At 65.3% G+C, this 19,899-nt stretch carries 21 protein-coding genes; 16 read left to right on the forward strand and 5 right to left on the reverse strand.

Features of this window, described 5'->3' with window-relative positions:
- Positions 1-305 precede the first annotated feature (305 nt).
- Positions 306-1,067 (reverse strand): hypothetical protein, encoded by a 762-nt coding sequence (locus IAG39_RS00955; protein WP_059376848.1) that lies wholly within the window; start codon positions 1,065-1,067, stop codon positions 306-308.
- A 234-nt stretch (positions 1,068-1,301) separates the two neighbouring features.
- Here IAG39_RS00955 and fghA point away from each other — a divergent pair, with 234 nt between their 5' ends.
- The 3 genes from fghA to rpoH all read left to right on the forward strand — a co-directional run bounded on the left by fghA (position 1,302) and on the right by rpoH (position 4,050).
- Positions 1,302-2,168: an S-formylglutathione hydrolase gene (gene fghA / locus IAG39_RS00960; RefSeq protein WP_059376850.1), complete on the forward strand. Its 867-nt coding sequence runs from the start codon at positions 1,302-1,304 to the stop codon at positions 2,166-2,168.
- Positions 2,169-2,261: 93 nt separating this feature from the next.
- Positions 2,262-2,951 carry a hypothetical protein gene (locus IAG39_RS00965; RefSeq protein ID WP_059376854.1) on the forward strand — a complete coding sequence of 230 codons (690 nt, stop codon included), beginning with the start codon at positions 2,262-2,264 and terminating at the stop codon, positions 2,949-2,951.
- A gap of 214 nt (positions 2,952-3,165) precedes the next feature.
- The gene (rpoH, locus tag IAG39_RS00970; protein ID WP_054455457.1) at positions 3,166-4,050 is read left to right on the forward strand and encodes an RNA polymerase sigma factor RpoH; all 885 of its coding nucleotides are present in this window, start codon (positions 3,166-3,168) and stop codon (positions 4,048-4,050) included.
- Between the two features lie 343 nt (positions 4,051-4,393).
- On the opposite strand, the gene cpdA is transcribed toward rpoH, so the two are convergent.
- Complete coding sequence (gene cpdA / locus IAG39_RS00975) at positions 4,394-5,233, reverse strand: 3',5'-cyclic-AMP phosphodiesterase (RefSeq protein WP_059376857.1); 840 nt, start codon at positions 5,231-5,233, stop codon at positions 4,394-4,396.
- 184 nt (positions 5,234-5,417) lie between these two features.
- Here cpdA and IAG39_RS00980 point away from each other — a divergent pair, with 184 nt between their 5' ends.
- Entirely contained in the window at positions 5,418-8,132 is a 2,715-nt protein-coding gene (locus IAG39_RS00980; protein ID WP_187523994.1) for a cation:proton antiporter, read from the forward strand.
- A gap of 42 nt (positions 8,133-8,174) precedes the next feature.
- Here IAG39_RS00980 and IAG39_RS00985 read toward each other — a convergent pair whose 3' ends face one another.
- Positions 8,175-8,987, reverse strand: coding sequence for an NUDIX hydrolase (locus tag IAG39_RS00985; protein ID WP_118935105.1), 813 nt, complete (start codon positions 8,985-8,987; stop codon positions 8,175-8,177).
- A 288-nt stretch (positions 8,988-9,275) separates the two neighbouring features.
- Here IAG39_RS00985 and coxB point away from each other — a divergent pair, with 288 nt between their 5' ends.
- The 5 genes from coxB to IAG39_RS01005 all read left to right on the forward strand — a co-directional run bounded on the left by coxB (position 9,276) and on the right by IAG39_RS01005 (position 13,450).
- Positions 9,276-10,433 carry a cytochrome c oxidase subunit II gene (gene coxB / locus IAG39_RS00990; RefSeq protein WP_059376871.1) on the forward strand — a complete coding sequence of 386 codons (1,158 nt, stop codon included), beginning with the start codon at positions 9,276-9,278 and terminating at the stop codon, positions 10,431-10,433.
- Between the two features lie 104 nt (positions 10,434-10,537).
- Complete coding sequence (gene ctaD / locus IAG39_RS00995) at positions 10,538-12,145, forward strand: cytochrome c oxidase subunit I (RefSeq protein WP_054455447.1); 1,608 nt, start codon at positions 10,538-10,540, stop codon at positions 12,143-12,145.
- Positions 12,146-12,176: 31 nt separating this feature from the next.
- Positions 12,177-12,302 (forward strand): cytochrome oxidase small assembly protein, encoded by a 126-nt coding sequence (locus IAG39_RS31460; RefSeq protein ID WP_013390977.1) that lies wholly within the window; start codon positions 12,177-12,179, stop codon positions 12,300-12,302.
- Positions 12,303-12,311: 9 nt separating this feature from the next.
- The gene (locus IAG39_RS01000; RefSeq protein WP_013390978.1) at positions 12,312-12,536 is read left to right on the forward strand and encodes a DUF2970 domain-containing protein; all 225 of its coding nucleotides are present in this window, start codon (positions 12,312-12,314) and stop codon (positions 12,534-12,536) included.
- A gap of 38 nt (positions 12,537-12,574) precedes the next feature.
- Entirely contained in the window at positions 12,575-13,450 is an 876-nt protein-coding gene (locus IAG39_RS01005) for a cytochrome c oxidase subunit 3 (RefSeq protein WP_042795688.1), read from the forward strand.
- Positions 13,451-13,554: 104 nt separating this feature from the next.
- Here the strand turns inward: IAG39_RS01005 and IAG39_RS01010 are convergent, their stop codons facing one another.
- Entirely contained in the window at positions 13,555-13,755 is a 201-nt protein-coding gene (locus tag IAG39_RS01010) for a twin transmembrane helix small protein (RefSeq protein WP_059376874.1), read from the reverse strand.
- Positions 13,756-13,794: 39 nt separating this feature from the next.
- Here IAG39_RS01010 and IAG39_RS01015 point away from each other — a divergent pair, with 39 nt between their 5' ends.
- The 5 genes from IAG39_RS01015 (at position 13,795) to IAG39_RS01035 (ending at position 17,992) form a co-directional block, all read left to right on the forward strand.
- Positions 13,795-14,601: an SURF1 family protein gene (locus IAG39_RS01015; RefSeq protein WP_118935103.1), complete on the forward strand. Its 807-nt coding sequence runs from the start codon at positions 13,795-13,797 to the stop codon at positions 14,599-14,601.
- Positions 14,602-14,691: 90 nt separating this feature from the next.
- Positions 14,692-15,273 carry an SCO family protein gene (locus IAG39_RS01020; RefSeq protein ID WP_054455444.1) on the forward strand — a complete coding sequence of 194 codons (582 nt, stop codon included), beginning with the start codon at positions 14,692-14,694 and terminating at the stop codon, positions 15,271-15,273.
- Positions 15,274-15,427: 154 nt separating this feature from the next.
- On the forward strand, positions 15,428-16,462 hold the full coding sequence (locus tag IAG39_RS01025; protein WP_059377620.1) for a COX15/CtaA family protein: 1,035 nt from the start codon (positions 15,428-15,430) through the stop codon (positions 16,460-16,462).
- A 13-nt stretch (positions 16,463-16,475) separates the two neighbouring features.
- Positions 16,476-17,369 (forward strand): heme o synthase, encoded by an 894-nt coding sequence (gene cyoE, locus IAG39_RS01030; protein ID WP_059376878.1) that lies wholly within the window; start codon positions 16,476-16,478, stop codon positions 17,367-17,369.
- A 17-nt stretch (positions 17,370-17,386) separates the two neighbouring features.
- The gene (locus tag IAG39_RS01035) at positions 17,387-17,992 is read left to right on the forward strand and encodes an SCO family protein (RefSeq protein WP_118935101.1); all 606 of its coding nucleotides are present in this window, start codon (positions 17,387-17,389) and stop codon (positions 17,990-17,992) included.
- Positions 17,993-18,013: 21 nt separating this feature from the next.
- Here IAG39_RS01035 and IAG39_RS01040 read toward each other — a convergent pair whose 3' ends face one another.
- A complete protein-coding gene (locus IAG39_RS01040) occupies positions 18,014-18,232 on the reverse strand; it encodes a DUF3717 domain-containing protein (RefSeq protein ID WP_059376882.1) in 219 nt (72 codons plus the stop codon).
- 131 nt (positions 18,233-18,363) lie between these two features.
- Here IAG39_RS01040 and IAG39_RS01045 point away from each other — a divergent pair, with 131 nt between their 5' ends.
- Entirely contained in the window at positions 18,364-19,044 is a 681-nt protein-coding gene (locus IAG39_RS01045; RefSeq protein ID WP_059376884.1) for a glycine zipper 2TM domain-containing protein, read from the forward strand.
- Between the two features lie 40 nt (positions 19,045-19,084).
- Positions 19,085-19,861 carry a PhaM family polyhydroxyalkanoate granule multifunctional regulatory protein gene (locus IAG39_RS01050; protein WP_118932266.1) on the forward strand — a complete coding sequence of 259 codons (777 nt, stop codon included), beginning with the start codon at positions 19,085-19,087 and terminating at the stop codon, positions 19,859-19,861.
- The last annotated feature ends 38 nt before the right edge of the window (positions 19,862-19,899 follow it).

Below are 19,899 nucleotides of genomic sequence, written 5' to 3' on the forward strand. Positions count from 1 at the left end.
CATGAGTAGGGTGCAATAGGAATAAATAGGGTATGTCCCCTATTTTTAATATGGACTGTCATTGATAGTTAATTCGGTGACGCATCAAGAGCCACGCCAAATGGGCCTCGCCAGGAGGGTATGCACCAGTAAGGTGCTCGCTCATGCGACAAATCGCCTTTTTTTCTATCATATGTCCCCAATTATTTGAGGGATTTTGATAGCTGCGGCTGGCGTCGGCGTTGCGGAAACGCCAATGCGCACGGCGGTCTGCGCCGTAGTGGTACGCCACAATGAAAGAACCCGCCGTTCAGGCGGGTCCGTAATCAGGAGGATGTCGACGTGGGCGTCGTGGTGGGCGGCGAGGAACTCGGTTCCGCGTCGGTAGACGCCGCCGCCGGCTTCTTGCGCGGACGTCCGCGCTGGCCAGGTGCGACCCGGCGGCTGGCGGTATGGGCCAGGCTGGCGATGAAGGCGGGACCGCCCAGCGCCCATTGTCCGGAGACAGCCTGGTCGATGCGCTGCGTTTCCTCGCGCGACAGGCCGTCCTGCAAGCGCTTGCGGTAATTGGCCTGGCGGTCGAACGGGGTATTGCCACAGGCCCAGTAGTCCGCGTGGTCCGACTGCCATTGCGCGGGCGCAGCGGTGGTGTTGCCGGTGTGGCTGGAAGCGGACGACCAGGGCCAGGAATCGGGATCCTGCGAGGCGCCGCTGCGCACCGGGTAGGTTTCGAGCCAGACCAGCGACGGCAGCACCCAGGCACCCGGTTCCAGCAAGGCAGAGCGGTAGCGGCCGGCGAAGACCCGGCCGCCGCGCAGGCGCGCCGCAAGGTTGCGGCCCAGCGTCTGCATCAGGCGCGGCAGGCCTTCCTCGTCCGCGGGCGTGGCCAGCAGCAGGATGCGGTCGTTGGCAAGCAGCCAGCCGTGAACCGAGACTCGGTGGCGTTGGGCGGATTCGCCCAGCCACGTGGCCAGTTGGTTCAATATGTCGGCCGGCGCGGGCTGCGACGGCGCCGCCAGCGGCTGGATGAAGTTGGCCTGCACCAGTTGGGGCAGCCCAGGGGCGTACAGACGGGGCAGACGGGCCATAGTGTCAGGACTTGCGTATTTGGAAGAACGGGTTGTCTTCGCTCACGGTATATAAATAGTGCCACGGTGGGCGCTGGTCAAGTCCCGTGATCATGGTCAGGGCAGGAAATCGCTTTTTTTCTGTCGTTCGTACCCTATAAAGCCCAGGTTAACATTCGGCGACGGAACGTCGTACCGTGGATATCCCCTAATCCGCGAGACGTTCTTTCCCATCATTCCGACCGGAGGAAAGCAATGGCAGTCGCCCTGGAACTCATTTCGCAGCATCGCTGCTTCGGCGGCTGGCAGCGCTATTACCGCCACGAGTCCGCGGAGATCGGCCTGCCCATGCGCTTCTCCGTCTACCTGCCGCCGCAGGCCGAGCAAGGCCCGGTTCCGGTGCTCTTCTACCTGGCGGGCCTGACCTGCACGGAAGAGACCTTCATGATCAAGGCGGGCGCCCAGCGCCTGGCCGCCGAGCTTGGCGTCATGCTGGTCGCCCCGGACACCAGCCCGCGCGGCGCCAACGTGGCCGGCGAGGACGAAAGCTGGGACCTGGGCACCGGCGCGGGCTTCTACGTGGACGCCACCACCCCCGCCTGGCGCGACCGCTACCGCATGTACAGCTACGTGACGCAGGAACTGCACGGCATCGTCACGGGCGAGGCCCTGCCCGGCGACGCGTCGCGCACCGGCATCTTCGGCCATTCCATGGGCGGCCACGGCGCGCTGGTGCTGGCGCTGCGCAACCCCGGCAAGTTCCGCTCGGTGTCGGCGTTTGCGCCCATCGCCGCGCCCAGCCAGTGCCCCTGGGGCAAGAAGGCGTTCGGCGCCTACCTGGGCGACAGGACCGAGGATTGGGCCGCGTACGACGCATCCGCGCTGATGCGCGGCGCCACCAACCCGTTTCCCGCTGGCATCCTGATCGATCAAGGCGAGTCGGATCAATTCCTGGCCGAACAGTTGTATCCCGAGGTATTCGAGGCAGCCTGCGCCGCCGCTGGCCAGCCGCTGGACCTGCGGCGCCATCCGGGCTACGACCATGGCTACTACTTCATCTCGACGTTCATCGAGGATCACATCCGGTTTCACGTCGAGCGGCTTGGAAAACCGGCGCCCTGAGGGCGCGCTTCTATACTGGCGGGCCTGCCGCGGCAGGCTGCTTGCGTGCCCCGGCGCGCCGCCTGCGGTCTGTGCTCAATAGGAACGCCTGATTTGATCAACGGAATCGCTCCCTTCGTCTGGATACTGCTGGGCGCCGTCGTCGTCCTGCTGCCGGGCATCGTCATGCTGCTGGGCCGCGGCGGCCCGCGAGACGAGCGCGGCCGCAGGATGTTCCAGTTCCGGCCGGTGCGCCGCCTTTTCGGCCTGATGCTGGTGCTGCTGGGATGCGTGTCGGGCCTGCTGGCCCTTTCGCTGGTGCAATTCTTCCGCCTGACGACCGATGAGCCGGTGGCGCATATTGAAGTTCGGCAGGTGGCCGACGGCCAGTTCCAGCTCAACGCCAGCGCGCCTGGCACCGGCACCAAGCAGTACGTCCTCTACGGGGATCAGTGGCAGATCGATGCGCGGGTCGTGCGCTGGCGCCTGCCGGCGCTGATGGCCGGCGTGCCGCCGCTGTACCGGCTGGAGCGCCTGTCCGGCCGCTATAGCGATGCGGCGCGGGAAGCCTCGGCCACGCGCTCGGTCCACGCGCTGGACGACTGGCCGGCGCCGGATCTGGCATCGCTGAAGAAGAATTTCCCGAACTGGTTCCCGTTCGTCGATGTCCAATTTGGCAGCGCTGCGTATATGCCGCTGTTCGATGGCGCCCGCTACCAGGTGTTGATGGATCCGCGCGGGGCGCTGTTCGTGCGGCCCGACGGCGAAGCTACGGCCGAGGGCTTGAAGCGGCTGGGCTGGTAGGGCAAGCCGCAACCGCGTCCGGATTCAGGGGCTGGCCATCCGCCGGCAGCGCTCGGTTGTCCCATGGCGGCAAACCACCCCGAAAAAATAAACGGGGACGCAATGCGACGAATGAAACTTTGACGCGCCGCAATAGTCGAATTAGCACTCCCAATACTAGAGTGCTAACATCGAATCCATGTCGTTATCCCTTCGCCATCCGGAGACCCCCGCTATGAAGCAACCCAGTACCTCGTTGGCCGCTTCCGGCAACGCCCTGGCGTTGGCCATTGCCAATCCGGGCGCACTTGGCACGATCGACGCTTATATCTCCTCGGTCAACCGCCTGCCGGTCTTGTCCGCGGAACGTGAAACCGAGCTAGGCCGCCGCCTGCGCGACCAGGAAGACCTGGGCGCCGCGCGCGAACTGATTCTGTCGCACCTGCGCCTGGTGGTGTCGGTGGCGCGTCAGTACCTGGGCTATGGATTGCCGCATGCCGACCTCATCCAGGAAGGCAACGTGGGCCTGATGAAGGCCGTCAAGCGCTTCGACCCCGAGCGCGGTGTGCGCCTGGTGTCGTTCGCCGTGCACTGGATCAAGGCCGAAATCCACGAGTACATCATCCGCAACTGGCGGCTGGTGAAGGTCGCGACGACCAAGGCCCAGCGCAAGCTGTTCTTCAACCTGCGCAGCATGCGCCCCGACGGCCAGACGCTGGATCCGGAACAGGTCGACCACATCGCGCGCGAACTGAACGTGCGCCGCGAAGACGTGAGCGAAATGGAAGTGCGCCTGTCCGGCCGCGACATGTCGCTGGAAAACCAGGACGATGACGATGACAGCTACGCGCCCATCGCCTACCTGTCCGACGAGGGCCGCCAGGAACCCACCCGGGTGCTGGAACGCGCCGCCCGCGACCAGCTGCAAAGCGCCGGCCTGACCGACGCGCTGCAAGCGCTGGATCCGCGTTCGCGCCGCATCGTCGAGGCCCGCTGGCTGCAGGACGACGGCGGCGCCACGCTGCACGAACTGGCGCAGGAGTTCGGCGTGTCGGCCGAGCGCATCCGCCAGATCGAAGCGGCCGCCCTGAAGAAGATGCGCGGCAACCTGGCCTCTTGAGGCGCTTGTCGAACCATGCGAAGGGCCGCGATCAGCGGCCCTTTTGCTTTTCCGGCGCGCCGCGGCCGCGCATGAATATATTGATACAAATTCGGGCGGAAATTTTGCGCGGCGCGAGAAACTTAATGAGGATCGCACCGCCTAACTTCATGTAGACCGCGAACTTCGGTTAGCAGTCTTGTCATCCGTCTCGGCTTCTCCTCTTTCCCCTCCCCTATGAGACGGATGCTTGCGGGGCACCATGCATACCTGGTGCCCCGTTTTTTATGCGCGTCCGGTTCGCGCTTGCACCGGACTCAAGCGGCCAACGCCGTGCGCAGCCGGAGCAAGAAGCGCGGCTTGTCTAGGCCGCCTGGGCGTTGTCGGAGGCCGTCATGGCGCCATGCCACAGCGCGTCCTGCACGCGCCGTACGCCGGTCGCCATTGAACCGTCCTGGTACAGCTTGATCCAGCGGTAGCCGGGCGCCATGTTGTCCACCACGTGCTTGCCGTCGCGGATGCTGAACTGGAAGCAGGTCGACGGCGTGGCCAGCAGGCGCAGGTTGTGGCGGCGGCGGTCGAACTCATGGTGCACATGGCCCCACAGCAGCACGCGGACCTGCGGCCAGCGCGCCAGCAGCTTGAACAGGGCCTGCGGGTTGTCGATCATCATCGAATCGTGCCAGTGGCTGTCGATCTGCATGGGGTTGTGATGCATGGCGACCAGCGTGTGGCGGCCCGGAGCCTCGGCCAGCGCGGCCTCCAGCAGGTCGAGCTGGCTCGCGGGCAGATGGCCGGCGTTGGAACCGGGCACGGTGGTGTCCAGCGTGACCACGCGCCAGGCGCCCACGTCCGTCACCGGGACCGACCATTGCGGCAGTTCCTGGCGCATCACGGCCGGCAGATCATGGTTGCCGGGCAGACAGCGGATGCAGGCCTGCGCCAGCGCCGGCGCCTCGGACAGGACGCGCGCCAGCCGGCGATAGGCTGCGGCCTCGCCGTCCTGGGACATGTCGCCGGTCGCCAGCAGCAGATCGGGATGCTTGCCGTCCGCCTCGATCTGGCGCAGCACCGCGCGCAGGCTGGCGTCCGTGTTGACGCCCAGCATCGAGGTTTCAGGTTCGCCGAACAGATGGCTGTCGGTCAGCTGGACCAGCATGGCGGGCGCGTCGTCGCGCCGGGTCAGGGAATGAATCCGGGCCAAGTGCCGCTCCTGCAAAGTTTGTGCGATTCCACATTACCCAAAAAACACGGCGCGACGCGTATCGCTTGTCCGCATTGGGGTAACGAAACGTGCATTCTCCACGATTCCTGGTAGTTCCTGCTCCGGTCCGGGAGGAAAAAGCCGCTATTCTTGTGGAACTTCACACAAGCTCCCCCCACAGAACATGGATGTAGGTTTTCTCGTATTCGGCCTGGCGGGTCTGTTGACGCTGGTCTGCTTCATGCCGCCCCTGGCCGGCCGCCTCAAGCTACCCTATTCGGTGCTGCTGGCCATCGTCGGCTGTCTGCTGGGCATCATCGTGCACGTCCACGGCTGGGCGCCCAGCTGGATCGGCGACTTCCTGGATTCACTGGAACGCTTCGAGATTTCGTCCGAAACCTTCCTGATGGTGTTCCTGCCGGTGCTCTTGTTCGAGACCGCGCTGTCCATGAACGTGCGGCGCTTGATGGACGATATCGGACCCATCCTCATGATGGCCATCGTGGCCGTGGTGGTCTGTACCGTGGTGGTCGGCGTCACGCTGGACGCCATTTCGCCCTACGGCTTGGTGGTCTGCCTGCTGCTGGGCGCCATCGTCGCCACCACCGACCCCGTGGCGGTGGTGGGCATCTTCCGCGAAGTGGGCGCGCCCAAGCGCCTGACCACCCTGGTCGAAGGCGAAAGCCTGTTCAACGACGCGGCCTCCATTGCCCTGTACTCCGTGCTGTTGGCCGTGCTGGGCGGCCATGGCGAGCTCACCGCCAGCGGCATCTTCAACGACTTCATCGTGCACTTCATCGGCGGCGGCCTGGCGGGTTTCGCCATGGGCCGGCTGGCCTGCTTCCTGTTCGCCTGGCTGCGCGGCTTTCCCACCGCGGAAATCACGCTGACCCTGACGCTGGCCTATCTGTCCTTCTTCATTTCCGAGCACTACCTGAACGTGTCGGGCGTGGTCGCCACCGTGATCGCGGGCCTGGTGGTGGGATCCACCGGCCGCACGCGCATGTCGCCGACCACCTTCGAATACCTGTCCAGCGCCTGGGAGCAGTTCGGCTTCTGGGCCAACTCGCTGATCTTCCTGTTCGCGGCCATGCTGATCCCCAAGCTGATGGCGGCCGCCGACTGGCAGGAACTGGCGCTGGTGGCCGTGGTGTTCGTGGCGACGCTGGTCGCGCGCGCCATCGTCGTCTTCGGCCTGTTGCCGCTGCTGGGCCTGACTCGGCTGGGGACCAAGGTCAGCAGGCCCTACAAGGTTGTCATGCTGTGGGGCGGCCTGCGCGGCGCGGTGTCGCTGGCGCTGGCGCTGGCCGTGACGGAGCAGACCGGGGTGGCCGAAGAGGCGCGCCAGTTCATCGCGGTGGCCACCACCAGCTATGTGCTGCTGACCTTGTTCATCAACGGCATCAGCCTGCGGCCGCTGATTCGCATGCTGGGCCTGAACCAGCTGTCGCCGGTGGAGCGCACCATCCGCAACCAGGCGCTGGCCGTGGCGCTGGAAGACCTGCAGGGCAAGACCGAAGAGGTCGCCAAGACCGAGCATATCGGCACCGAGGTCCGCGACCGCATTCGCGCCGTGTTCGACGCCAGCCTGACCAGCGTGCATGACGGCCAGGTCAGCCAGATGACGGACGACCAGCGCGTGGCGGTGGGGCTGGCCATCGTGGCCCAGCGCGAAGAGGAAATGTTCTTCGACATCCTGAAGGCGCAGATCGTGGACTGGCGCATGGCCGAAACGCTGCTGGCGCGGGCCGAACGGCTGGAGGACGCGATCCGGCTGGGCGGCGTTCCGGGTTTTGAGCGCGCCATCGTTGCCGACGTGCGCTATTCCACCGGTTTCCGGCTGGCCTTGCGGCTGCATTACCTGTTCGGCTTCCAGGGCTGGCTGGCGCGTGAACTGGGCCAGCGCTTCGCCAACCTGATGAGCAAGCGGTCGGTCGCGCAGCGCCTGATCGCCTTCGCGCGCGAACAGATCACGCCCCTGCTGGGCGAGGACGCCACGCAGCGCATCGTGTCCCTGCATCAGCGCCGCCTGGACCTGATCGAAAACGCCATGCAGGCCCTCAACCTGCAATATCCGTCTTATGCCCAGTGGCTGCAGGAAAGCTACCTGGGCCGCGTGGCCCGCGAAATGGAGCGCATCCGCTACCGCGACATGCTTGAGCAGTTCCTGATCAGCGGCGAGGTCTACGCCGACCTGATGGCGCAGTTGAAGAGCCGCTGGGCCCACATCGACAAGCACCCGCCGCTGGACATCGAAATGAGCGCGGCGGACCTGATCAAGCGCGTGCCGCTGTTCGAAGGCCTGTCCGCCGATTCCCTGCGGGCCATCAGCAAGCTGCTCAAGCCGCGCCTGGCGCTGCCGGATCAGCGCGTGCTGAACAAGGGCCGCCATGGCGAAGAAATGTGTTTCGTGGCCTCGGGCGCCGTGGCCGTGCATCTGCCGGACAACACCATGATCGAGCTGGGCAGCGGTGAATTCTTCGGCGAACTCGGCCTGCTGGGCGAACAGCAGCTGATGCCGGAGGTGACGTCGCTGGGTTACAGCAAGCTGCTGATGCTGTCCTCGCGCGATTTCCACGCCCTGCTGGCGCGCGACGAGCATCTGCGTGAACGTATCCAGGTCGTGGCCAAGCAACGCCTGCGCGCAATCGAAGTGTGGAAGCAGTTTTCGCAGGCCAATGCCGCGCCCGCCCCGGTCCCCGCGCCGGCCTCGGCGCCGAGCCCGGCCCAGGCCGCCGAGGCCGCGGAAGCGGCGGGCGCTGCGTCGGGCACCGATACCCAAGCGGCGCGCGAAGCCGCGGGGGCGGATACGCCGCCTGCAAGCGGCCTGCCAGGGAATCTCGCCGGCAACGTCACCGATACCCCGGCGCTGGGCGAGCCAGGCATCGTTCCGCGTTGATTCAGGAGTCGTGGCTGCCCGCGCAGCCGCGGGCCGCGAGGCTCAGGCCGGGATTTCGCCGGCCGCGCGGCGTTGCATGATGTCTTCGATGATCACCAACGCCGCTTCCAGCGTGAATTCGCCTTCCGCAACCTGGCGCACGGCCGTGGTCGCGTCGATGGTGGCGATCTCCATCACCTCGCCGTCCCGGTTGGCAGGACGGGCATCGGCTGCCAGCACGCAGGTGCTGGTCAGGACATCCTCGACCTGATAGCCCTCGGGCAGTCGGCGGTGGATGCGCAGGATGGTGCGCAGGGGCGAGCGCCGCGTCAGGTCGGGCGCGTCCAGGCCCGCCTCTTCGCCGCATTCGCGCACCAGCGCCAGTTCCAGGTCTTCGCGGCTGCCGGCCAGGCCGCCGACCAAGGTGTCCCACATACCGGGATCGGTCGATTTGCTGAGCGCGCGCCGCGCGACCCACAGGCGGCCATCCGGCGTCCATGCATTCAGATGCACGGCCTTGGTGAGCAGGCCCAGCGGCCGCACCGCCGCGCGTTCGATCACGCCCAGCGGCTCGTCGCCGTCCAGAACATCCAGCAATTCGTCGCGCCAGCCACGTAGGCAGTTGGCTTGGCGCAACAGTTGCGCAGCCTGTTCGAGCACGCCGTTCAGGTCTGCGCCGGGCTGCAGGTCCGCGCCGATGCGCAGGCTTGCGCCGTCCGTTGCGATGCCGGGCGCATCGCGCAATGCGTCGCACGCCGCATGCGTGGCCCAGCCGCAGCGACGCCCCGCTATATATAAAGCGCGCGCGCCTTCCGGGGCGGGCTCTTGCGCGCGGGCGCGCAGGTCGGCGTACAAGTCGGACAACTGCTTGGGCATCGTGGAACCGTGGTGATGATGTTGCCGACGATTTTATGCCACCCTGTTTATCGCGCGCGGTCAAGGGGCGCGCGGAGATGGGGGCGGGCCTGACGAATTCAAGGGCACTAACTTACATCTATTTGCGCGTCCGCTATAATCCGCCAGTTTCTTTGTGATTTCGAGTGGGAACGACAGGGGCCGCTCTATCTCCCCGTCACGCCCTACCATCTAATAATTGCGCGTTGCCCGGTTCCGGTGACTTCCGCCACTAGCGAACGGACCTTCGCGCCGTGTTTCGAGGTAAGCATGAAGAAGTGGAGAGGGATACTGGGGGCTTGTGCGATGCTGATTGGCAGCGTGGCAGGTGCTCAGGTGCAAGATATGCCCGGCGGCCCGAAGGTCAATCAGCTCAATCTGCATGAAGGCGTGACGGCAATCTCGCGCGATATCATGTGGTTGCATTGGATGCTGCTCACGATCTGTATCGTGATCTTCATCGGCGTCTTCGGAGTGATGTTCTACTCCATCTGGGCGCATCGAAAATCCCGTGGTCATAAAGCCGCGACCTTCCATGAGCATCTGGGCGTGGAAGTCGCCTGGACCGTCATTCCGTTCATCATCGTCATCGCCATGGCGCTGCCCGCCACCAAGACGGTGGTTGCGATGAAAGACACTTCCAGCGCCGACCTCACCGTGAAGGTCACCGGCTATCAATGGAAGTGGGGCTACGAGTACCTCGACGGCTCGGCCACCGGCATCAAGTTCCTTTCCACGCTCTCGACCCCGCGCGCTCAGATCGAGAACCGCGAACCCAAGGGCGAGTTCTACCTGATGGAAGTGGACAACCATCTGGTCGTCCCGGTGAACAAGAAGATCCGCATCGTGCTGACCGCGGCCGACGTCATCCACTCGTGGATGATTCCGGACTTCGGCGTCAAGCAGGACGCCATACCCGGCTTCCTGCGCGACACCTGGTTCAACGCCGACAAGCCTGGTATCTACCGTGGTCAGTGCGCGGAACTGTGCGGCAAGGATCACGCATTCATGCCCATCGTCGTGGAAGTCATGGCGCAAGCCGACTACGATAAGTGGGTTGAAGACCAAAAGAAGAAGATGGCGGCAAACGCCGACGATCCCAATAAAGAGTGGACGGAAGCCGAACTGGTTGCCCGCGGCGAAAAAGTTTTCGCGGCGAATTGCGTTGCCTGTCACCAGGCCAACGGCAAGGGCATCCCGGGCAGTTTCCCCCCGCTCGACGGAGACAAGGTTGTTCTGGGCCCGAAGGCCGAACAGATCAACACCGTGCTGAAGGGCAAGCCCGGCACCGCGATGGCGGCATTCGGCGGGCAGCTCAACGATGTCGAAATCGCAGCGGTCATCAGCTATACGCGCCATGCCTGGAGCAATGCAGGCAAGGGGCAGGACCCGACGGTTCTACCGAAGGACGTGCAGGCTGCGCGCTGATTGCGCGCGCCTCGCCACACCCTCGCAGAACCGGTTCCGTTTAGTTAGAGATACCCTGCCGGCCCCGTCGATCGGGCCCGGCACTCAGCAGGAAGGAGTCCATCATGAGCAGCGTCACTGTAGACCACGTGTCGCCGGGCCACGGCCACGGTCACGATGACCACCACCACGCCATCCCCACCGGCTGGCGCCGCTGGCTTTTCGCCACGAACCACAAAGACATCGGGACGATGTACCTCATCTTCTCGTTCGTCATGCTGCTGGAAGGCGGCACGCTGGCGCTATTGCTGCGCACCGAGCTCTTCGAGCCGGGCCTGCAGTTCTTCCGCCCCGAACTCTTCAACCAGTTCACCACCATGCACGGCCTCGTCATGGTGTTCGGCGCGGTCATGCCGGCCTTCGTGGGTTTCGCCAACTGGATGATCCCGATGCAGATCGGCGCCTCCGACATGGCGTTCGCCCGCATGAACAACTTCAGCTTCTGGCTGCTGCCGGTGGCCGCGATCATGCTGACCGCGTCGTTCTTCGTGCCCGGCGGCGCCACCGCGGCCGGCTGGACGCTGTACGCGCCGCTGTCGCTGCAGATGGGCCCGGGCATGGACCTGGCGATCTTCGCGCTGCACATCATGGGCGCCTCGTCCATCATGGGCGCGATCAACATCATCGTCACCATCCTGAACATGCGCGCGCCCGGCCTGACGCTGATGAAGATGCCGCTGTTCTGCTGGACCTGGCTGATCACCGCCTTCCTGCTGCTGGCCGTGATGCCGGTGCTGGCCGCCGCCATCACCATGGTGCTGACCGACCGCCATTTCGGCACGGGCTTCTTCAACGCCGCCGCAGGCGGCGACCCGGTCCTGTATCAGCACGTGTTCTGGTTCTTCGGGCATCCCGAGGTCTACATCATGATCTTGCCGGCGTTCGGCATCGTGTCGGCCATCGTGCCCGCGTTCGCCCGCAAGAAGCTGTTCGGCTACGCCTCCATGGTTTACGCGACGGCTTCCATCGCCGTGCTGTCCTTCATCGTGTGGGCGCACCACATGTTCACCACCGGCATGCCGGTGACGGGCCAGCTCTACTTCATGTATGCCACCATGCTCATCTCCATCCCCACCGGGGTGAAGGTGTTCAACTGGGTCGCCACCATGTGGCGCGGCTCCATGACGTTCGAGACCCCGATGTTGTTCTCGATCGGCTTCATCTTCGTGTTCACCATGGGCGGCTTCACCGGCTTGATCCTGTCGGTGGCGCCGATCGATATCCAGGTCCACGATACCTACTACGTGGTTGCGCACTTCCACTACGTGCTGGTGGCGGGCTCGCTGTTCGCCCTGTTCGCCGGCGCCTACTACTGGGTGCCCAAGTGGACCGGCCGCATGTACAGCGAAAAGCTGGGCAAGCTGCACTTCTGGTCGACGCTGATCTCGTTCAACGTCACCTTCTTCCCGATGCACTTCCTGGGCCTGGCAGGCATGCCGCGCCGCTACGCCGACTATGCGGGCCAGTTCACGACGTTCCACCAGATGGCCACCATCGGCGCGTTCTGGTTCGGCCTGTCGCAGCTGATCTTCCTGTGGGCGATGGTGCGTTGCTACATGGGCAAGGGCGAACCCGCCGCGGCCAAGCCGTGGGAAGGCGCCGAAGGCCTGGAATGGACCGTGCCGTCGCCTGCTCCCTTCCATACGTTCGAAACCCCGCCCGAAGTGAAGTAAGGCAGCCTTTCATGTTTCAGGTAGCACAGCAATGACACCCGAGCAGCGCCGCCGCAACAAGATCGCAGGTCTGGTCCTGCTGGCTTTCGTCATTGCCGTGTTTGCCTGGACCGTGCTGCGCGGCTCGGCCCTGCTGTCTGGCGTCGCGGTCAGTTAGGCGCGGGCCATGAGCGACGACCTGCGCGAAACCTCCCAGCGCAAGCTGAGTTTCCTTCAGACCATGAAGGCGGTGGCGTGGGGGTTCTTCGGCGTGCGCAAGGGGGCGGGCCATCGGGAAGACGTCGCCAAGCTCAACCCGGTCCATGTGATCGTGGCGGGGCTGCTGGCAGCGGCTATCTTCGTTACTGTGCTGGTATTAATTGTGCGTTGGGCCGTTTCCAGCCTGACTTGAATCACTTAATTCTATAAATCTGTACCAGGGAGAAAGCCATGAGTGCAAGCCACTCGGTTCAAGGTAAAGAGGCACCGTACTACTTCGTGCCCGCCGACTCGGGTCATCCCGTGCGTACGGCTGTGGCGCTGCTGTTCATGGGCCTGAGCGCCGCGGCCTGGATCAACGGCGTCAGCTGGGCCAAGTGGACCCTGCTGGCGGGCTTCATCGGTTTGATCGTGGTGCTGTACTACTGGTTCGGTGACGCCATCCACGAATCCGAGATCGGCCTGAACAGCAAGCGCATCGACGGTTCCTACCGTTGGGGCATGAGCTGGTTCATCTTCTCGGAAGTCATGTTCTTCGCGGCGTTCTTCGGCGCCCTCTGGTACACGCGCACCATCACCACGCCGTGGCTGGGCGACATGGACCACCGCCTGATGCTGTGGCCCGACTTCCAGGCCGTGTGGCCGAACTTCGGTCCCGCCGGCGTGGTCGAGCACTTCCAGACCGTCGGACCTTTCTGGCTGCCCACCATCAACACGGCGCTGCTGCTGAGCTCCGGCGTCACGTTGACCATCGCCCACCATGCGCTGCGCGAAAACCATCGCGGCAAGACCATCTTCTGGCTGCTGGCCACCGTGGTCCTGGGCTTCGTCTTCGTGGCCTGTCAGGCTTACGAATACCACCACGCCTATACCGAGCTGAACCTGAAGTTCAATTCGGGCGCCTACGGTTCGCTGTTCTACATGCTGACGGGCTTCCACGGCTTCCACGTGCTGCTGGGCGCCACCATGTTGACGGTCATCCTGATCCGCCTGATCCGCGGGCATTTCACGGCCGACCATCACTTCGGTTTCGAAGGCGCCGCCTGGTACTGGCACTTCGTGGACGTGGTGTGGCTGGGCCTGTACCTGTTCGTGTACTGGTTCTGAGCGTTACGTGGAAACTATGAAGCGCGCCAGTTCTTGTGTGAGAACTGGCGCGTTTTACTCATCTGCGATCGTGATGCACTTGCGGGAACCCGCGGCCCGGATGCCTATCTAAGGCCTGTGCTTTCGATCCAGCCCATGTAATGGGCGAACAGCACAAACAGGAACAGAGCCACCGACAATCCGATGCGCACCGTCAGCGCGTTGACCGTGCGGCTGGTGGTTCCCTTGTCCCGCATCAGGTAGACCAGAGCCGATGCCAGGCTGGCCAGAATCCCGATAAAGGCCAGGACGACGAAAACGCGCATGGTGGTCTCCGGACGAATCAGAGTAGTTATTGTAGAAATATGGCCCGACCGCATTCAACCCGATACACGGTAGCCGCCTTGCTGTTGCTGGGTGCCGCCGTGGTCATCCTGGCTTCGCTGGGGCAATGGCAATTGCGCCGCGGCGATGAGCGACGCGCCATTCTGGCCGCTATCGAAGCGGGCCGCAAGCAAGCGCCGCTGCCCTTGACCCCGGCCACCGATCCCGCCGAGATGACCGCCTGGCGTTCGGCCCAGGCCAGCGGGGTCTGGCTGCCGCAATTCAGTGTACTGCTGGACAATCGCAACCACGACGGCAAGCCCGGCTATTGGCTGGCCACGCCCTTGCTGCTGGACGCCGATGCGCGCCGCGCCGTGCTGGTGCTGCGCGGCTGGATTCCGCGCGTCATGGGCATCCAGGGCCAGGGTCCTGCGCAGCCTCCGCTGCCCGCCACGCCCGAAGGGCAGCAGACAGTGACGGGCGAACTGTCGCCGCGCGTGCCGCGCCTGTTCGAGATCTGGTCGCTGGGCGGGACGGAGCAATCCGCCTTGCCGGCATCGCTGCCCGCGGCTGGCGGCGTCTTGCCGCAGGTGCAGAACCTGCCGCTGGACGCATACGCCAAGTCCACCGGTCTGGCGCTGCTGCCCACGGTGCTGTCGCAATCCGCAAGCGGCGCGGAAGACGGCCTGGTGCGCGATTGGCCGCAGCCGTCCGTGGACTTCCAGCAGAACACGTCCTATGCCGTACAGTGGTTTGCCTTTGCCTCGATTGCCGCCGTCGCATGGCTGGTGGTGCTGGGGGGCGCCATCCGGCGCATGCGGCGCGCGCAGAACGCGCCCGGCGCCTGACCGGGACGCCGATTCTTAACCCGCAAGACGACAGGATACAAAGTGGCTCGCGACCTTTCCTCTACCAAGCCCGCACGCAAGCGCTCCCTGATGCCGATGCTGCTGGTGTTCCTGTGCTCGCTGGCGCCCATCGTCGCGGCGGTCGTGGTCTACATGAATCCGCAGTGGTGGCCCGATGAGTCCAGCAATTACGGCGCGCTCCTGAATCCGCAGCGGCCCATGCCCGCGGCCGCGGAATTGCGCCTGACCACGCTGGATGGCCAGCCTTTCGACCTGCAGAGCCTGAAGGGCAAGTGGCTGCTGGTGGCCGCCGACGGCGGCGCTTGCCCGGAAAGCTGCGCCCGCAAGCTCTTCATTGCGCGCAACAGCCATGCCAGCCAGGGCAAGAACGTCGACCGGCTGGCGCGTGTCTGGTTCATCACGGACGATGCGCCCGTGCCGGACAAGGTGCTGGAAGCCTACAAGGGCACGGTCATGGTGCGCGCGAATCCGGACCAATTGGCGCGGTTCCTGCTGGCGCGCGATACTGCGGCGGGCCAGCCCGGGCTGGAGGCGCCGATCTGGGTGATCGACCCGCTGGGCAACCTGATGATGCAGTACCCTGCCGAGGCCGATGGCGTGAAGGTGCGCAAGGACATCAGCAAGCTGGTGTACAGCTCGAGAATTGGGTAACCACCCCCGGAGCGCCTGCGGCGCTTCCCCCTCAAGGGGGGCGCCGAGCGGGCGCCGTGCATGGACCGGCACAGCCGGCTCCATGGCGGCCCGGATTGGGGCAGGATGGTTTTAATGCGTCGCGCGCGGCGCCGCAGATTGGATGTTTATGGAAATCGAACGCATCAAAGCGCGTTATCGCAAGCTTGTTTTCTTTACCTGGTTCCTGACGCTGGACCTCATCATGTTCGGCGCTTTCGTGCGGTTGACGGACTCCGGCCTGGGCTGCCCCGATTGGCCCGGCTGCTACGGCAGCGTGACGCCGCTGGGCGCGATGGGCGACATCCACGAAGCGTCGCAGGCCATGCCTTTCGGCCCGGTCACCTTGTCCAAGGCCTGGATCGAAATGATCCACCGCTATGTCGGCACCATCCTGGGCATGCTGATCATCGCCATCGTCTACATGGCCTGGCGCTACCGTAGCCAGCTGGGCCGTTCGCCCAAGCTGGCCGTCGTGACCCTGATCGCGGTTTGCGTGCAGGGCGCGTTCGGCGCCTGGACCGTGACCCACAAGCTGATGCCCGTCGTCGTGACCGCACACCTGGTGTTCGGCCTGTCGGTGCTGGCGTTGATGACCTGGTTGTCGGCGCGCGAGCGTCCGCATCTGGCCGTGGCCGCGGCGGCCGCGCGCTGGAAGCCCTGGGTGGCCGGGGGCTTTGCCCTGCTGCTGGTGCAGGTGACCCTGGGCGGTTGGGTCAGCACCAACTACGCCGCGCTGGCCTGCATGGACTTCCCCATGTGCCACGGAGCCTGGGTGCCGGAAATGGATTTCCATGGCGGCTATTCGGTCATCCGGGCGCTGGGCGAATTGCCCTCGGGCGAGATGATCTCCCAGCCGGCGCTGACCGCGATCCACTGGGTCCACCGCAACTTTGCCTTCGTGGTGTTCCTGTACCTGGGCATACTGGCCTGGCGCCTGCGCGCCGAGCCCGGCCTGCGCGGCCCGGCCACGCTGATGCTGGCGCTGCTGGGCGCGCAGCTGCTGACCGGCCTGACCACGATCTTTTTCCAGTGGCCGCTGTTGATCGCGGTGCTGCACAATGGAGGCGCCGCCGGCCTGACCCTGGCCGCGGTGGTGTTGATGGTGCGTTTGTCCACAGCTGGACGTGCGCCCGCCGGGGGCTACGGCCCCAATTCGGTGCGCGTTTAAAATAGGGCCCACTATGACCAGTATTGCTGCTCCCCAGCCCGGATTGTTCCGCCAGTATTTCGTCCTCACCAAGCCGCGTGTGACGCAGTTGGCGGTGTTTTGCGCCGTGATCGGCATGTTCCTGGCGGCGCCCGGCATTCCCGACATGCGCCGCGTGCTGTTCGGCACGCTGGGCATCTGGCTGCTGGCCGCGGCCGCTTTCGCCATCAATTGCCTGATCGAACAGGAAATCGACGCCCGCATGCTGCGCACCGCGCGCCGCGGCACGGCGCGCGGCACGATTTCGGCGTTCCAGGTGCTGAGCATGTCCGGCCTGCTGGGCGGCGCCGGCATGTTCGTGCTGTATCACCTGGTCAATCCGCTGACCATGTGGCTGACCTTCGCCACCTTCGTGGGTTATGCCGTCATCTATACCGTCATCCTGAAGCCGCGCACGCCGCAGAACATCGTCATCGGCGGCCTGTCGGGCGCCATGCCGCCCGCGCTCGGTTGGGCCACCGTGGCGGACTCGGTGCCGGCCGAGGCCTGGATCCTGGTGCTGATCATCTTCATCTGGACGCCGCCGCACTTCTGGGCGCTGGCGCTTTACCGCAACCACGATTACAAAAAGGCCGGCCTGCCCATGTTGCCGGTCACGCATGGCAACCAGTTCACGCGCCTGCACATCCTCTTGTACAGCGTGGCGCTGGTCGCCACCACGCTGCTGCCCTATGCCATCCGCATGAGCGGCGAACTCTATCTGGCGTCCGCGCTGGTGCTGGGCGGCATGTTCGTTTCCTATGCGTGGCGGCTGTATCGCGCCTACAGCGACGAGCTGGCGCGCAGCATGTTCCGTTTTTCCATACTCTACCTGGCGCTGCTGTTCGGCGCCCTGCTGGTGGACCACTGGGTCGGCCTGCTGCGCTGATCCCCTGGAGGTTGTCGATGTCCGTGTTTTCCACCAGCCGCCGGCTGGTCCTGCGCCTGGGCGCAGCCGCCGCTTTCACCGCCGCTCTGGCCGCCTGCGGCGACAGCAAGCCCGTCTTCAAGGGCAGCGACATCAGCGGCACCCAATTGGGTCGTGGCATGGAGCTGGTCGATTACAACGGCAAGACGCGCCAGTTGTCCGATTTCGCCGGCAAGGTGGTGGTCGTGTTCTTCGGCTTCACGCAGTGTCCGGACGTGTGCCCGACCTCGCTGGCCGAGCTGACCGAGGTCATGAAGAAGTTGGGTCCGGACGCCGACCGCGTCCAGGTGTTGCTGATTTCGGTGGATCCCGAGCGCGACACGCCTGAAGTCCTCAAGCAGTATGTCACCGCCTTCGATCCGCGCTTCCTGGGGCTGACCGGCACGCCGGACCAGGTGAAGAAGGCCGCCGCGTCCTTCAAGGCCTATTACGCCAAGGCGCCCACCAAGGACGGCAGCTACACCATGGACCACACGGCCGCGTTCTACCTGCTGGACGGCAAGGGCGAATCGCGCGTGCTGGCCAACAACAACATCGGGGTGGAAGCCCTGACGCAGGACATCAAAGCCTTGCTCAAGGATTGAGCAGGCGCGCCCGCCTCTGGCCTACTTGCCGGCGGCGGCCCAACCGGCCAGCGCGGCGCGGGCCGGCTCGCTCAGTTCGGCGGCGGGGATCTCGCGCCGATGCGCCATGATCATCAGCGCGTAAGGGGTGGCCAGCGCGGCAGCCTCGGGGCACAGGCGGGACTCGTCGCCCACCGACGGCGAAACATTGCGCCAGTAGTTGATGGCCTGTTCGAGCTGGGGCAGGGTAATGGGATCCATCCGGCTATTGTCCACGAATGGGCAATGCTGTCCACCCGCGCAAGTCCTGCAAAGAAGCGTCACCATCGCAACACGCCGAAACCGTGCCTGGGTGCTATACCACTGCCGGTTAGTAACGATGGAGCATCGTCATGAATACATCCGCCAAAATTGAATCTGCGCGCCGCGCCATCCATCCCCTGGTCGCCGCGGCCGCAATCGCCGTCATCGTCATGTGCACGGTGGGCGTGGCCGCCGTGATGGGCTGGCTGCCCTCGCCTTCGGCCAACCCGCATGCCGACGAGCCGGTGGCCGAGGCCGGGCCGGAAGGCGCCAACCTGGCGCCTGCGCCGCAGGCCGCCGTGCCGCCCGCGCCCGCGCAACAAGGGGCCCAGGCGTCCGCCGCGCCGCGTCCGCAGGCTCAGGCGCAGGCGCCAGCTCCCGCCCAGCGTCCCGCGCCCCAATCGCCCGCGCCGCAAGCCTGCGCGACCTGCGGCGTGGTGGAATCGGTCCGACAAGTGCAGGTCCCCGTCAAGGACAATAGCGACCACCTCATCGGCACCATCGGCGGCGGCGTGGTCGGCGGTGTCGTGGGCAACCAGTTCGGCGGCGGCAGCGGCAAGACGGCCCTGACCGTGCTGGGCGCGGTGGGCGGCGCTTTGGCAGGCCGTGAAGTTGAGCGTAATATCAGACAGCAACAAACGGTGACGCACTATGAACTCACGGTGCGCATGAATGACGGCAGCACGCGGCAGTTCCGCAGCGCGCAGCCGTTCGCTTTTGCGTCCGGCGATCATGTGCGCGTGGAGAACAATCAGCTGCTGCGCGGATGATCCCGCCTGCCGGCGATATCTGTCTTAGGGGAGACCAGGAATGAGCGACCAACACACGAACCCGTTCGTTCTGCCCGGCATGGGCCAGCATTCCGACCTGTCGGGCAACCCGCTCCTGGCCAGCATGGAAATGATGCGCCAGGCCTGGGCGGGCCTGACCGGACCTGGCGGTCTGGCCAGCAGCCTGCCCATGGCTCCCCCGATGAACCTGGAAGACCTGGACCGCCGTATCGCCGAATTACGTTCGGTGGAAAACTGGCTGCGCATGAACCTGTCCATGTTGTCCGGGACGATTCAGGGCATGGAAGTCCAACGCTCTACCATCAGCACCTTGCGAGCCTTCGTGGACAGCGCGGCCAGCATGGACATGAGCGCCTTCCAGGACAGCGGCGCGGCCTCGCCGCTGGAAGTGGTGCTGGGTCTGAAACCTGCGCCCAAGTCCGCAACCAAGGCGGCGGCCTCTGGTTCTGCCGCCGAGGGCGGCAAGAACAAGGACGAGGAAGCCACCGGCGCTGCGGGGCAGCAGCAATCCGCCGCGCCAGGCATGAGCGAGCAGATGGGCGCCGCGGCGCAATCGGCTTCCAAGGCCTGGTGGGATCTGCTGCAGCAGCAGTTCAACCAGATCGCCGCCGCTACCGCGGCTTCCATGCCGGCGGCGCCTGCCGCTCCCGGCGCGGATGCGGCGGCCAAATCCAATCCCAAACCGGGCGATTCCAAGGCTGCAGCCGCGCCCGCCGCCAAGGCGTCCAAGCCGGCGGCCCGCAAGTCCGCCGCGCCCCGCAAGGCCGCCAAGAAAACCGGACCGGACGCCAACTAGCGTCGGTCCTCTCTTTCAATCGTCGGGCGAGATGGCCG

Source organism: Achromobacter xylosoxidans (genome assembly GCF_014490035.1).
Classification (GTDB): Bacteria; Pseudomonadota; Gammaproteobacteria; order Burkholderiales; family Burkholderiaceae_B; genus Achromobacter; species Achromobacter bronchisepticus_A.